Origin of the sequence: Actinomadura sp. 21ATH (genome assembly GCF_041951345.1) — a bacterium.
Taxonomy (GTDB): domain Bacteria; phylum Actinomycetota; class Actinomycetes; order Streptosporangiales; family Streptosporangiaceae; genus Spirillospora.
In genome coordinates this window covers 321,162-334,472 of sequence record NZ_JBGNUR010000003.1, presented here as the reverse complement: position 1 = coordinate 334,472, position 13,311 = coordinate 321,162, and the positions used below count along the sequence as shown (strand labels likewise).

Here is a 13,311-nt window from a genome sequence, read left to right as displayed (position 1 = left end):
AGCGTGAGAGATCGATTATTGATCGTGATGCCGCGAGGCGGCCGGTGGCCGACCGGTCCCGTGGGAGCCCGAGGTGATGGTGCTTGGTGGAACGGTTGGAGCCGGGAGACCCCGAACGGATCGGGGAGTTCTGGCTGGCGGGCCGGTTGGGTGCGGGTGGTCAGGGGGTGGTGTACGAGGCGTACGGTCCTGATGGGGGCCGTGTGGCGGTCAAGGTGCTGCATGGGGCGTCGGAGTCGCCGCGGGAGCTGGAGCGGATGGCGGCGGAGGCGCGTGCGGCGCAGCGGGTCGCCTCGTTCTGTACCGCGCGGATCCTGCAGGTGCATCTGGAGCCGCCGCGGCCCTACATCGTCAGCGAGTACATCGACGGGCTGAGTCTGCAGGCGAGCGTCTCGGGAGGCGGGGGGCGGCCGGGGCGCCGGTTCGGCGGGGACGATCTGCACCGGCTCGGGATCGGGATCGCGACCGCGCTGACGGCGATCCATCAGGCCAAGGTGGTGCATCGCGATCTCAAGCCCGGCAACGTGATGCTGGGTCCCGATGGACCGCGTTTGATCGATTTCGGGATCGCGCGGGTGCTGGACACCGGCTCGGCCACCCAGGACGGCGGGTTGGTCGGGACGCTGCGGTACATGCCCCCGGAGGTGTACGCGGGGCGGCGGGCCGGGGCCGAGGCCGACGTGTTCGCCTGGGGCGCGATCATGGTGTTCGCGGCAACCGGGCGGCCCGCCTTCACCGGCGGGGACCTGCCGCAGATCGCGCACCAGGTGCGCACCAGCGAGCCCGATCTGTCCGCGCTGCCCGGCTCGCTGCGCGCGCTGGTGGCGGCGGCGCTGGCCAAGGACCCGCTGCGGCGTCCCACGGCGTCACAGGTCCTGGCGGCGCTGACCGGCGACCCACGCCAGGCGGCCGGTGATCTGCAGGACCTGGTCGATCGGGGCGCGGAGCTGGCCGGGCCGCCTTCGGGGTGGGCGCCGGGTGACCCGGCGCTGGGCAGGCTCGCCGAGGACGCCTACACCGCCCTGCCACCCGAGGAGCGGTACCTCGTCCCCGAGGTGTTCCTGCGCTGCCTGGTCCCCGGCGACGACGGAGGCTGGTCGGTGCGTCCGGTGCCGGCCGCGGAACTGTTCGACCGCCCCGACCCCGCCGAAGGGCAAGCGCTGGAGCGGGTCGTGGGGGCCTTCGCGCCCCTGCTGACCCTCACCGGCGAACCGGCCGCCCGTACCGGAGCCGAGGTTCAGGACCGGGCTCCCGACCAGACCCGGGTCGACGCTTCGGACCAGGAGCGAACCGATGCCCAGGCCCAGGCTCTGGACCAGCCCCGGGCCGAGGGCCCGGAGCACGAGGACGGTCGGCGGATCGTTCTGACGCGGCCGGCGGTGCTGCGGGCCTGGCCCCGGCTGCGGGACTGGGCCGAGGCCCACCGCCAGGACCTGGCCGCCCACCACCGCGTCCGCCAGGCCGCCCGGGTCTGGGACGACCACGGGCGGCGCCGCGGCGACGTACTGACCGGCTCCCACCTGGACCAGGCCATGGGCTGGGCCACCGCCGGGCGCAGGCCGTTCCCCAACCGGGTCGAACGCGGCCTGCTGGACGCCAGCACCCACGCCCAGACCATCCGCACCCGCCGCACCCGCACCGTCGCCCTGGTCCTCGCGGTCACCACACTGCTGTCCCTCACCGCCACCGGATGGGCGTTCCAAGCACAGCAGAACGCCGACCGCCAGCGCGACAACGCCAACCGCCAGCGCGACGCCGTCGTCTCCCGCCAGCTCATCACACAAAGCCAGCAGTCCACCGACCCGGCGGTATCGGCCCTGCTCGCGGCCGCGGCATGGCGATTCCAGAAGAGCCCTGAGAGCCGCGCCGCCCTCACCGCCGTCCTCGCCGAACCCGACCGCGCCGCTCTGGCCATCCCCAGCTGGCCCGTCAACTCGGTGGCCTTCAGCCCCGACGGCCGTACGCTGGCCACCAGCGGCGGCATGCTGGACCCGAGGGTGCAGCTGTGGGACGCACGCACCCGCCGCCGGCTCGGCGAAATACGTACCGGCCACGCCAAGAGCATCAACGCGATGGCCTTCAGCCCGGACGGCCGTACGCTGGCCACCGGCGGCGAGGACTACACGGTGCGGCTGTGGGACGCACGCACCCGCCGCCCGATCGGCGACCTGCCTACCGGCCACGACGGCGTCCGCTCGCTGGCCTTCAGCCCGGACGGCCGTACGCTCGCCACCGGCGGCGGCGACACAGCGCAACTGTGGGACGCGGGTGCCCGCCGCCCCATCGGCGCTCCCCTTGCCGGCGCCGTCTACTCGATGGCTTTCAGCCCGGACGGCCGCACGCTGGCCATTGGCGGCGATGACACAGTGCAACTGTGGGACGCGGGTGCCCGCCGCTCCATCGGCGCTCCCCTCACCGGCAACGGCGGCGTCGTGCATTCGGTGGCCTTCAGCCCGGACGGCCGTACCCTCGCCACCGGCGGCGACGACAAGGTGCGGCTCTGGGACGCGGGCACCCGCCGCCCGATCGGCACGCCCCTCACCGGTCACCGTGACGCCGTCCACTCGGTGGCCTTCAGCCCCGATGGCCGTACGTTGGCCACTGGCGGCGGCGACGTGGCCCGGTTGTGGGACGTACGAGCCCGCCGTCCGATCGGCGCGCCTCTCACCGGCCACACCGGCGTGGTCGCGTCGGTGTCGTTCAGCCCGGACGGCCGTACGCTGGCCACCAGCGGCGGCGAGGACGGAACGGTACGGCTGTGGGACGTGCGACGCCACGGCCGGCTCGACACACCCCCCTCCGGCATCGTGCACTCGGTGGCGTTCAGCCCGGACGGCCGTACCGTGGCCATCGGAAGCGAAGACACGACGGTGCGCCTCTGGGATGCGGTCGCCCGCCGCCCGATCGGCGGACCCCTCACCGGCCACACCGGTCCCGTCCACACGCTGGCCTTCAGCCCGGACGGCCGCACTCTCGCCACCGGCGGCGACGACAAGACGCTACGGCTCTGGGACGCGGGCACCCGCCGCCCGATCGGAACACCCCTCACCGGCCACACCATCGGCGTCGACACGGTGGCCTTCAGCCCCGACGGCGGCACCCTGGTCACCGCCGACGCCGTCGACGGGACGGTGCGGCTCTGGGACGCACGGGCCCGCCGCCCGATCGGCAGGCTCTTCACCAGCGATACCGATTCCGTCGGCTCGGTCGCCTTCAGCCCCGACGGCCGCACCCTCGCCACCGGCGACGGCGCCGGCGGGACGGTACGGCTGTGGGACGTGCGCACCCGCCGTCCCATCGGCGCGCCCCTCACCGGCCACAACGGCATCGTGGAGTCGGTGGCCTTCAGCCCGGACGGCCGTATCCTCGCCACCGGTGGTGAAGACAAGACGCTACGGCTCTGGGACGTGCGCACCCGCCGTCCCATCGGCGCGCCCCTCACCGGCCATACCGATCGCGTCAACCGGGTGGTGTTCGATCCCCGCGGCCGTACGGTGGCCACCGGCGGCGGTGACGGAACGGTACGGCTGTGGGACGCGGTCGCCCGCCGCCCGATCGGCGCGCCCCTCACCGGCCACAGCCGTCCCGTCTACACGCTGGCCTTCAGCCCTGACGGCCGTACCGTGGCCACCGGCGGCGAAGACGAAACCGTGTGGCTGTGGGACGTGGCGATGCCCGCCGACCCGATCGGCTCCGTCTGCGCGGTGGCCGGGCGCACGCTGACACATCAGGAATGGACCCAGTACATGCCGTCCGGACTCGAATACCGGCAGGTCTGCCCCTGACCGACACCGCGCGCCTGGAGCCCGGCGACGCTTGGACGCCGGTGCCGACCCCCTCGGCGAGACACCACTACATGTGGCCGCGATGGAAGGCTGCCGCAGGTGGTGTACGAGCCGGCCAGCCGTGCCGGCGTCGCCGGCATGGAACGCCGGGGGCGGCACCTCCAACGGTGTCCTCATCGCGCGAGCTGATCGGCTGCCGTCGCGCTCGTCGAGGCGGGGCGCACGAAGACGGTGATCGTCGCGGCGACTCCGATGGCCGCTGCTGTGATCAGTGCCGTGGCCGGCCAGCGGAACCATTCGACCGCCGCAGCGCCGAAGGCGGTCCCGAGGCTCCCGCCGACGAAGTAGACCAGCATGTAGGCGCTGTTGAAACGTGCCGGTGCCGAGGGATCGATGGCCAGGACCGCGCTTTGGTTGGCCACCTGGGCAGCGAACAGCCCCGCGTCGAAAAGCGCCAAACAAACCAGGGTCACGACGGTGTTCGCGAGGCTGAAGCCGACGACGGCCGCGGCCGCCGCCGCCAGAACAAGGCCCACCAGGATGACGCGGCGGGCGCCGACGCGGTCGGTCCACATGCCCGCGATCTGAGTCGCCAGGATGCCCGAGAGTCCTGCCAGTGCGTACAGGCCGATCCGTTCGGCCGAGTAGGAGTACGGGGGCTCTGAGAGCGCCACGGCGAGGCCGGCCCACACAGCGCAGAACGCGAAGAACCATATGGAGCCACGGAGAGCGGCGACTCGCAGGGTTGCGTGGTGGACGAACAAGCCAGGTAGGGAACGCAATGTGGACAGGTAGCCGCGTTCGGTGTCACCGCCTGTTGCAGGTAGCGCCACCAGGCAACCCGCGGCGACGAGGCCGCAGGCGGCAGCGAACACGAGCAGCATCCCCCGCCAGCCGATCTCGTCGGCAAGCCACCCGCCTATGATCCGGCCTGCGAGGATGCCGGCCGAGATGCCGGCGGTCACGATCCCCAACGTCGTCGCCCGCCGCTGCGGCTCGGCCAAACGGCCGGCGACCGAACTCAGCCCGGCGCCGACTGCCGAACAGGCTCCGACCACACCGATCACCGAGCCCAGCAGGATCACCGAGCCCACGGCGGAACTCGCCGCGAGCGCACAGGCAAGGATCCCGAACTGAGCCGCGAGGACGCGCCCAGGGGCCAAGCGGTCGACCAAGGGCACGAGAAGACCGAGGCCGGCCATGTAGCCGATGGGCCCGCAAGCGAGTGCGATCCCCACGGCGGTCATCTGCGCGCCCAGTGAGTCCGCCACATCGGCGATCGCCGGCTGCATCGGGTAGATGGTCGACGTGCCGAGGGCCGCAGCGACCGACATGAACAGCACGACGGGCCCGCGGAGCCGGGCAGGCGCAGGCGCCGCGGCGCCGAGATCATTTCGCACCCGACCGACCGTAGGAAGCAACGAATCCGGACGCTGGCGGAAATGAGACGTCACCGCCGCTGTCCGCAAACACGTGGTGTCGGCCTTCGGGGAAGGGACGCGAATCGGTGAACACGGCCGCCACACGGATGAGCGAACTCGGCCGCCCGGACGGCCCGGTCCGCGCAGGCGGCGGGGCGGGGCAGGCGCGCGTCGACCCGAACGATGAACGAAAGGCGGCCGCCGCGGCGCTTATCGGTCTCGTCCGAGTCAGCACCGACAAGCAGAACACCCAGCGGCAGCACGGCGCCCTCGGCCCGTTCTGCCTGAAGGTGTTCTCGCCGCCGCGAAGCACAGAAGGCGCCGCGCCGGAAATTGAGCTTTGCCCCCACAGCACGGACGATTGATGTTGCCCAAGCCTTGCCCGCCGGAGCTTCGTCGGCGTGCCCTGGATCTTTTAGAGCCAGGACGATCGGTGCGGGACGTGGCCGCGTTGCTAGGGATCGCGGAGTCGTGCCTGCACCGCTGGAAGCGACTCGACCTGCTCGACCGTGGCCTGAAGTCGCCCAGTCCCGCCGAGGCCGAGTCCGCCGCCTTGGCGATGGCCCGGGCACGGTTCGACCTGCTCGATCCCGCTCGTTTCTGGCTCGCCGGAGACGGACTCCTCGGCGTCGCGGGCCTGGGCTGATCGTCAGGGTGCGCTCTTGTCGTACTCGGCTCGCGCCGCGTGGACCCTGCCGATGTGGTCTTCGGCCCAGCGTTTGAGCGTGCGCATGATCGGCAGCAGGTCGGCGCCGAGGGGGGTCAGTGAATAGCTCACGCGGACGGGGCGTCGTGTGCTCACGGCGCGGACGACCAAGCCGTCGCGCTCGAGGTTTCGCAGGGTTTGGGTCAGCATCTTCTGGCTCACTCCGACGATCGTGCGCTGAAGATCGCTGTAGTGCCGCGGACCGTCGGCGAGGCCCACCAATATCAGGCCCACCCACTTGTCGCTGATCCGGTTGTACACCTCGCGTGCTGGACAAGCAGCATCAAAAGCATCATGCCGTGTCTGTTCCATCGCGGGCACGCCTTCCCGGCGAGTGCGCTACGCACCTGAAGGTGCCTTCTTCCTTCGGGAGGGTAACGTGCCTACCCTCAGAGGAACCAGTCCGATGGCATGTTCTTTCGTGAAGGGATTCGCGGCGGGATATAACCTATAGAGCCGACTTGCCGAGCGTTCCGCTGATCTATGGTCGACTTTCGACCGTGCCGCTTGCAGTTGGGTGTCCGTTTGCGGCGGGCTCGACACCGGAGGGTCGGCGAGAAGGCCGCAACAATTCAGTCGCCATAAGAGACACGATGTGGCTTGCGGTTTCCTGGCCACCCAGGGAACGAGCGAAGGCGGCCCCGGGCGCTCTCCAGGAGCAGGCCCGGGCCACTGAATGGTGTTCGAGTACGGCGCAGCGGGGAGCGCGTCCGTTCGGCAGCGTCCAGAGCTGCCTCAAGGAGAGAGGTCTCCAATGGACCCCATCCGACGGGTCAATCCGACCACCCGCCGGCGTTTCCTGCAGTCCACGGCGGCGGGCGCGGGCGCAGGGCTCGTTCTCGGCGCGTCGCCGTCCCCGGCCATCGCCCGAGTGACCGCGGACGACCCCGTGTTCTCCGACGACTTCGACTCCGTCAGCACCATCGACGTCAACGCGACCGGCGCACCGGGTTACCAGTGGTATCCCCACAAGTGGTTCAGCAGCCGCGTGACCCGGCCGCAGAATATCCGCGTGTCCAACTCGGTGCTCACGTTGGGAGGCGCTGGCGGGGAGACGGGCTTTGCCTCCCTTGTCACCGCCTTCGCCATCCCGACCGCCCCCTACTTTCGAGGAAAGGTGTTCGGCAACGGCGGTTTCTTCTCGGCTCGCATCGCGTTCGACCACGCGCAGCAGGGGCCCGCACCCCAGGTCGCCCCCGCCTTCTGGTCGATGGCGATCGAGCACATCAGCGACGGTTTCCATCCGGCCGGCGAGCAGTGGCCCGGCCAGGAGCCCGGCTACGCGCACTACATCGAGCTGGACTTCATGGAGCACTTCCGGGAGCGGCGCAACAGCTACGTCTGCACCATCCACGACTGGTCAGGCAAGTACGACCCCTTCTGGTGGTACGACATCTCCAACGGCAACAACATCGTCGACGTCGGGCCCGTCAACTGGAGCGAATTTCATACCTACTCCTGCTATTGGGTGCCGCAGAACGAAACCACTCCCGGCCACGCTCAGTGGTTCTTCGACGGGCTGGCCGGCCCGACCACCAACGTCTACTGGAAGGGCCCTCCCGGCTCCCCGCCACTGCCGGGCCAGCCTGCCCGCTCACCGGACCCGCCCGCCCGGGCGTCCTTCACTCCCAGCACACCGGCCCAGGCGGACCGGACGTACTCGGTCATCGACCGGCAGCGGCTGGCCCTCCACATCGGCACCGACCCCGGCTGGCGGATGCGCATCGACTGGGTCAAGGTCTGGGGTGGGACACCGCACACAGGCGGGTGACCCGGTTCAGGTGCGCCGGGGTGCCGCGCGCGATGTCCGTGCGGGCCTGAGGTTCGCCGGGCCGGCCTGCTCCCTTGATGCCCTGGGGCCGTACTTCGAGCGGGCGGCCGCTGGAGGCGTCGGCGACCTCGGTCGTGGCCGCCACCCGCGGCGCTCTTGAGCCGTCAGCGCGGCGCCCCTTCCCAGGCGGAAGCGACCGCTCTCCTGCGCGCGTTCCAGATCGTTCGGGCTCGGCTGGCCGTATCGGGCCAGGGGATAGAACCGACAAATCTTGCCGCCAAATACTGGCATCGACATTTCGTCCGCCAAGGAGCCACCGTGGACCGACCCGCTCCGTACCCCTTTCCGTCCCGCCGCGCCGTCATGATCGGCGGCGTGTCGCTCCTCGGCACCGGCGCCGTCGCCGGGCCGGCGACCGGCACCGCGCGCGGCGCCGCCCCGCCGCCCGGCGAGTGGGCCGAGACGCCCGTTCCGCCGTTGTCGGGCCAGAGCCACCTGCTCGGCATCGCTGCGCCGTCGCCGTGGCACGTCTTCGCCGGCGGCACCGAGAACGCGTTCCAGCCGGACGCGCGCGCCGTCATTCTGCACCGGACCCCGCGGGGCTGGACGCGGGCGCCGTTGCCGGACGGACTGGCCGTCGTCCACGACGTCCGAGCCCGGCACGCCGCCAACGCCTGGGCCCTCGCCTCCGGCCCGGACGCCCGGCAACGCACCGACCTGCTGCGCTGGAACGGGCGCCGCTGGACGGCGGTGTCCGGCCCCGCGGACCGGCAACTCCACGCCATCGACCTGGACCGGGCCGGCGGACTGTGGGCCACCGGGCTAGGTGCCGACTCCACGACGGTGTCGGTGCGGCGCAACGGCCGGTGGGCGGACTCGCTCACCCTGCCGCAACCCTCCGGGCTCAACGCCATCGCCGCCGGAGGCGCTTCGGACGTCTGGGTGGGCGGGGTGCCCGAGTCGCAGACCGGCCCGACCCCGCTGTGGCGCTTCGACGGCACGGACTGGACGCGCGTCCCCTGGGGGTCGACCTGGGCCCACTGGATCCTGCAGATCGAGTACGTCGCCCCCGACGACGTCTGGTTCTACGCCCTGGAACAGCACCCGCTGTTCCCGCCGCCGACGTTGCACCACTGGAACGGCTCCCAGTTCACCGTGCACCCGATCCCCCGCCCCGCCGCACGGGACGGCGACGGCGCGATACGCCCGGCCTCCGCGGTCGGCTTTCTCGGCTCGATCGCCTCCGACGGACGGCAGGGCGTCTGGCTGTCCACCCCGTTCGACACCTCCCACCTGCTGCATTTCGACGGCGCGTCCTGGACCCGCGCCGTTCCGCCGGCCGCGGTGACCGCGTACTCGATGACCCGCGTTCCGCACACCACCACCGTCTGGGCCGGCACCCAGACCGGCACGGTCTGGCGTCGTTCCTGACCACTCCCTGCACCGTGCCATCGCATCGGCCGACGCGACTGTCCGGCACCGCTTCACATCACCTACCGACGGCCGCCGCATGCAGTGACGGGTGCATGCTCGCGCGTCGTCGACCCCAACGAAAGGACAAAGAGGATGAAACTCCGCAGTGGGTTCGCCGTACTCGCCTCACGCTGATCAGCGCCATCGAAGGTCTCATCCAACGCCGTAGCCCGCTGCTTCTCGACTTCGGGACCGCTCTCGCGGCCTGGACCGTGCAAGCATCGCCCACCCTGAACGCGCCGGTATCGCCGGGTTCGGCTTGGAGGGGACCGAGTCCCATCAGTCCTCTTGCGCGCCATCTTGCGGTGGTGGCCTTGAGCCCTTCATGAAGGAGATTCGTAATGCAACGCAGAAACGGCGTGACAGTAGCGGGGTTCGCGCTGGCCTTGTCGGCATTCTGGCCAATGAGCACTGCGAGCGCGGCGGCCGCTCCGGCCACCAGCCCCGCGGCGTTGCCCGAGTGCAACTCGGCAAGGTGGAACCACGTCGGCAACCACAACGTGGGCGGCCGGATCTACAGTTACCGCTATGTTCCGGTCGACTCGCCGGGCAATCTCGATTGCGTGCGGGCGGCGAAACCGATCCAGTCGTCGCTGAGCATCGGCGCGATCCAGAACATGCTCCGCCGCTGCTACAACCAGAGCATCGATCTGGACTGGGTGTTCGGCCCCGCCACCACCGCGGCGCTCAGGAACGCCCAGACGTGGGCGCGCGTGGCCGAGAACCAGCCCCAGGTCCGCACCGACGGGATCTACGGCCCGATCACCCGGGACGGCCTCCGCTGGCCGATCTACCGTGACCAGACCCGCATCGAGCTCGCCGAGGAGTTCATCTGCCGACGCATCGGCTGACGCCGGCTCTGACACGGTCGCCGTTCGCCGGAGCCCTGCGGCGGCCGCCGGGCCACCCTTCCAAGGACTGACACCATCGCCAACAGGTCGGTGGCGGGCATCATCCCGGGGCAAGGCGTTCGGGTGAGCCCTCCCAGCGGGAACGGCCCGCTTCGAACCCTCCTTCGGCGCCACCCGCATGATCGGCGGCCGCCCGGCCGGCTACGCCGAGACCACCGCACGCCCCGGCACTCGCCTGCGCTTCGGCCTCTGGAGCGAATTCGTCACCGGCCAGACCGCACTTCCCACCGACACCGCCCGACTGCCCTGACCCCGGAGCAGCCCGCCCAAGGCCGGGCCGTACGGACGCCAAGAGACGCGCACCACCGGCCCCGTACGGCCCGGCCACCGCACGCCCTGCTCACACCTGCGACAGGCGCATCTCATCGCGCGGCCGACGCATCGCCCGCGGCAGGCTCTGCCGCAGATGAGCCGGCGCCCATCGACCTCGCATGGGCGCGGTTCACCTCGGTGAGCCGGTGCACGAGCGTGATCACAGTGCGCAGCTCCTGGGCGGACGCCGCTTCCAGGACGGCGACCGCGTCGGCCTGGACCGGGTCCCAGATCGCGGCGCGGAACGCCGAGTGCCGGGCGGACACCCCGATGATCTGGGCGCGGCGATCCTGGGTGCTCTGACGCCGGGTCGCGTATCCGGCCGTCACCAGCCGATCGACGACCTTGGTCACGGCGGCGGGGCTGAGATGGCTCAGCTCGGCGAGCCGGCGGGCGCGCATCTCGCCCTCCCGCTGGAGGATCTCCAGACAGCGCAGGTCGGTGCGGTAGAGCCCGTACCGACCTGCGATCGCGTCGAGCAGGGCCTCGGTCTGGGCGTGCAGTCCCCGGATGGCGCGCAGCGCATCGATCGCGTCCGGTCGGTCCCGGTCGAAGGTGCTCACCATGCTCCAAAGATTCTCGCCGTGTATATTTTACGCCGTGAATCAACATAGCAAGGGAAGCCGATGGACGGTCGCCGCCACAGCGCTGTACGTGCTGTGGGGCCTCCTGCATCTCGGCTTGGGCGCCACGATGGTGCTAGACGGCCTGGCGGCGGCGCCTCCACCGGACGAGGCGCAGGCCGAGAGCCTGATGTTCTTCTGGTGCGCCGCCCTTCTCGGCGCGCAGGCCATCGCTGTCGCGCTCACCATGAACCGGCTGAACAGCCGCCGCGGCCACTGGCTCAACCTCCTCACACTGGGAGTCGTGGACGCGGCGTTCCTGGTCGTGATGGTCCTGCCGGGCCATGTGGACATCATCGGCGGCCTGTCCGGCCCGGCGATCTGGCTCCTGGCCGCGATCGCGTCCACCCTCGCCCTGCACCGGGCTCCCACCACCGCATGACCGCCTGTGCCTCAACCCTGGCCGTACGGCGAACGTCCTCTCCCTTGATGAACACCGAGCCGGCAGAGCAGACCGAGTCGCCGACACCTGGACTCGCGCGCCGCTCGGCACACTCCCGACACCCCTCGCATCTGCCCGCCGCTCCGGCCAGCGGCGGTGGCCGCGAACAGCCGTAGCTTGCCGACACGCCTGAACGGCAGCCGACTCGGTTTCGTCCCCTGATGCGTCCGGCTCAGATGGACGGCCCAGAAACCGCGCTCGGTCAGCAGGCCGGTGCCGTTGTAATACGGCGACTTCGGCTCCGAGCGCCACGGCCCCCATGGTGGCCCGCCTGCGCGAGCATCGCCGGTCCCGACCGTGGCCGGCCTCAAGCACTGGCATCGTCCAAGGGGCGTCCCATGGCCGCGGCGAACGGCAGGCAGAGGACGGCGACGCCGCCTCCGACCAACATCAGCCGGGGCCAGGGATTGCCGCTCCTGCTCTCCCATGTCCCTGCCTCGACCGCGTCCGTACGGCCTCTCGGGTCGTAGCGCACGGGAACGATCCCGTCGGGCCCTCTGGTCAAACGCTTGGTCGTCAGATCGGCCTTCTGCCCGCCCGGGCATCGCAGCCGCCACCGCCTGTCGTTCTCGCTCGGTGGCGGCAGTTGCCGCTCGAGCTCGCATTCGGCGTCGATTCCATGGTGGCGCAGCAAGTACGTGTTGGTCTCCAGCCCGAGCCCGACCCCGAACACGAGCGCACCGAAGGTTCCCAAGAACAAGGCGGCACAACCGGCAGGGGAGTCGCGAACCCACCAGAACGTGGCGCAACCGCAGAACAGCGCCGCGATGACGATCACGAGCATGCCGAGAGCGTCCCGCCCCAACCCCTCGTCCACCCATGCCCCGAGCACCGCCAGCCCGAAGGTCCCGGCGACCACCGCCGCCGCGCGGAGATGAACCCTGTCAAGCACCCGGCACCTTCCGTCCCGAACGTCGAACCGATCCTCGAGCTCGGACGGCGGCCCGGCGCCGCCCGTTCCGAGCACGTCGCCCGAACAAGATCGTGGCACTGCCGCCGATGGGCACGGAGCTGAAGCCCACCGGGATCCGCCCACGGCAGGGAGTCGGCGTGTCGTCGCGTTGAGCACCTTTTCGCTCTGTGTCCGTTGTAGGTGTCGGCGATGACGATTTCGACGAGTGCAGGTGGGGTGTACCGGCGTTGCGGCTGCCTGCACCCCGACACCGGCAAGCCCTGGGGCCGCTCGTGCCCGAAGCTGGTGCCTGGACGGCGGCATGGCAGTTGGTATCTGCGGCTGGAGCTTTCCTCCGACCTGGACGGTCGCCGTAGGCGTATCCGCCGTGGTGGCTTCGCGTCCCGCAAGGCAGCCGAGGCGGCGCTGACCCGGCTCCGGACGCCGAGCGCGGGCGAGGCGAGTTCGAGCTTGCTGACGGTGGGGGACTGGCTGTCGCACTGGCTCGCGACCCGGAACCGGGCCTCCTCCACTGTGCGTGGCTACACCAGGCACGTCCGTCTCTATCCATCTCCAGCTGACCGCCGCCGTCGACGCTTCACCGGCCCCGGCGGCCTCAACGACATCACCCTCAACGCCGCCATGGCCGCCTGGCCACCGTCCACGCCAAGGCCGGCGACCACAGCGCCGCCGGCGCCACCCTCGACCGCATGGTCGACCACTTCCGCGCCGGCACCTCCGCGCGTACGTCCTGACCACCCTCCAGGGCCAGGCCGACACCACCCGGGCAGATCATCTCCGGCGACCTGAACCCCCCCGCAAGGGCGGCAGGCCCACCTGACCCCACCTCCCGGCCACACCGTGCGCCCGCCGCCCACGAGGCGGCGGGCGCACGATCACCGGACCGCGCGTCCCCTGGGCCCGCGGTCCGGGCGAGTACGCCGAGCGGCAGTGACACCATGAGCCGAGCGGAAC

The 13,311-nt window shown here is 71.1% G+C and carries 12 protein-coding genes; 8 read left to right on the top strand and 4 right to left on the bottom strand.

Going from position 1 to position 13,311, the window contains the following annotated elements; all coding sequences use genetic code 11:
• Positions 1 to 86: 86 nt before the first annotated feature.
• A complete protein-coding gene (locus tag ACA361_RS13800) occupies positions 87 to 3,785 on the top strand; it encodes a protein kinase (RefSeq protein ID WP_375012492.1) in 3,699 nt (1,232 codons plus the stop codon).
• Positions 3,786 to 3,958: 173 nt separating this feature from the next.
• On the opposite strand, the gene ACA361_RS13795 is transcribed toward ACA361_RS13800, so the two are convergent.
• Positions 3,959 to 5,185, bottom strand: coding sequence for an MFS transporter (locus ACA361_RS13795; RefSeq protein WP_375012317.1), 1,227 nt, complete (start codon positions 5,183 to 5,185; stop codon positions 3,959 to 3,961).
• 107 nt (positions 5,186 to 5,292) lie between these two features.
• Here ACA361_RS13795 and ACA361_RS13790 point away from each other — a divergent pair, with 107 nt between their 5' ends.
• Together ACA361_RS13790 and ACA361_RS13785 are read left to right on the top strand one after the other, a co-directional pair.
• Positions 5,293 to 5,571, top strand: coding sequence for a hypothetical protein (locus ACA361_RS13790; RefSeq protein ID WP_375012316.1), 279 nt, complete (start codon positions 5,293 to 5,295; stop codon positions 5,569 to 5,571).
• Positions 5,571 to 5,852 carry a transposase gene (locus ACA361_RS13785; protein ID WP_375012315.1) on the top strand — a complete coding sequence of 94 codons (282 nt, stop codon included), beginning with the start codon at positions 5,571 to 5,573 and terminating at the stop codon, positions 5,850 to 5,852. Before ACA361_RS13790 ends, ACA361_RS13785 begins: the two co-directional genes overlap by 1 nt.
• Positions 5,853 to 5,855: 3 nt before the next feature.
• On the opposite strand, the gene ACA361_RS13780 is transcribed toward ACA361_RS13785, so the two are convergent.
• Positions 5,856 to 6,224 (bottom strand): winged helix-turn-helix transcriptional regulator, encoded by a 369-nt coding sequence (locus ACA361_RS13780; protein ID WP_375012314.1) that lies wholly within the window; start codon positions 6,222 to 6,224, stop codon positions 5,856 to 5,858.
• Positions 6,225 to 6,666: 442 nt separating this feature from the next.
• On the opposite strand from ACA361_RS13780, the gene ACA361_RS13775 reads away from it, so the two are divergent.
• The 3 genes from ACA361_RS13775 to ACA361_RS13765 all read left to right on the top strand — a co-directional run bounded on the left by ACA361_RS13775 (position 6,667) and on the right by ACA361_RS13765 (position 10,007).
• A complete protein-coding gene (locus ACA361_RS13775; protein ID WP_375012313.1) occupies positions 6,667 to 7,683 on the top strand; it encodes a twin-arginine translocation signal domain-containing protein in 1,017 nt (338 codons plus the stop codon).
• A gap of 318 nt (positions 7,684 to 8,001) precedes the next feature.
• Positions 8,002 to 9,114: a hypothetical protein gene (locus tag ACA361_RS13770; RefSeq protein ID WP_375012312.1), complete on the top strand. Its 1,113-nt coding sequence runs from the start codon at positions 8,002 to 8,004 to the stop codon at positions 9,112 to 9,114.
• 383 nt (positions 9,115 to 9,497) lie between these two features.
• The gene (locus ACA361_RS13765) at positions 9,498 to 10,007 is read left to right on the top strand and encodes a peptidoglycan-binding protein (RefSeq protein WP_375012311.1); all 510 of its coding nucleotides are present in this window, start codon (positions 9,498 to 9,500) and stop codon (positions 10,005 to 10,007) included.
• A gap of 422 nt (positions 10,008 to 10,429) precedes the next feature.
• Here the strand turns inward: ACA361_RS13765 and ACA361_RS13760 are convergent, their stop codons facing one another.
• Positions 10,430 to 10,945: a MarR family winged helix-turn-helix transcriptional regulator gene (locus tag ACA361_RS13760; protein WP_375012310.1), complete on the bottom strand. Its 516-nt coding sequence runs from the start codon at positions 10,943 to 10,945 to the stop codon at positions 10,430 to 10,432.
• A 34-nt stretch (positions 10,946 to 10,979) separates the two neighbouring features.
• On the opposite strand from ACA361_RS13760, the gene ACA361_RS13755 reads away from it, so the two are divergent.
• A complete protein-coding gene (locus tag ACA361_RS13755; RefSeq protein ID WP_375012309.1) occupies positions 10,980 to 11,384 on the top strand; it encodes a hypothetical protein in 405 nt (134 codons plus the stop codon).
• 367 nt (positions 11,385 to 11,751) lie between these two features.
• Here the strand turns inward: ACA361_RS13755 and ACA361_RS13750 are convergent, their stop codons facing one another.
• Positions 11,752 to 12,336, bottom strand: coding sequence for a hypothetical protein (locus tag ACA361_RS13750; protein ID WP_375012308.1), 585 nt, complete (start codon positions 12,334 to 12,336; stop codon positions 11,752 to 11,754).
• A 210-nt stretch (positions 12,337 to 12,546) separates the two neighbouring features.
• On the opposite strand from ACA361_RS13750, the gene ACA361_RS13745 reads away from it, so the two are divergent.
• Complete coding sequence (locus ACA361_RS13745) at positions 12,547 to 13,146, top strand: Arm DNA-binding domain-containing protein (RefSeq protein ID WP_375012307.1); 600 nt, start codon at positions 12,547 to 12,549, stop codon at positions 13,144 to 13,146.
• The last annotated feature ends 165 nt before the right edge of the window (positions 13,147 to 13,311 follow it).

Bases quoted from the DNA above. Each gene is read 5' to 3' on its own strand.
- ACA361_RS13785 (WP_375012315.1), top strand. From the start codon at position 5,571: ATGTTGCCCAAGCCTTGCCCGCCGGAGCTTCGTCGGCGTGCCCTGGAT.
- ACA361_RS13780 (WP_375012314.1), bottom strand. From the start codon at position 6,224: ATGGAACAGACACGGCATGATGCTTTTGATGCTGCTTGTCCAGCACGC.
- ACA361_RS13775 (WP_375012313.1), top strand. From the start codon at position 6,667: ATGGACCCCATCCGACGGGTCAATCCGACCACCCGCCGGCGTTTCCTG.
- ACA361_RS13765 (WP_375012311.1), top strand. From the start codon at position 9,498: ATGCAACGCAGAAACGGCGTGACAGTAGCGGGGTTCGCGCTGGCCTTG.
- ACA361_RS13760 (WP_375012310.1), bottom strand. From the start codon at position 10,945: ATGGTGAGCACCTTCGACCGGGACCGACCGGACGCGATCGATGCGCTG.
- ACA361_RS13745 (WP_375012307.1), top strand. From the start codon at position 12,547: ATGACGATTTCGACGAGTGCAGGTGGGGTGTACCGGCGTTGCGGCTGC.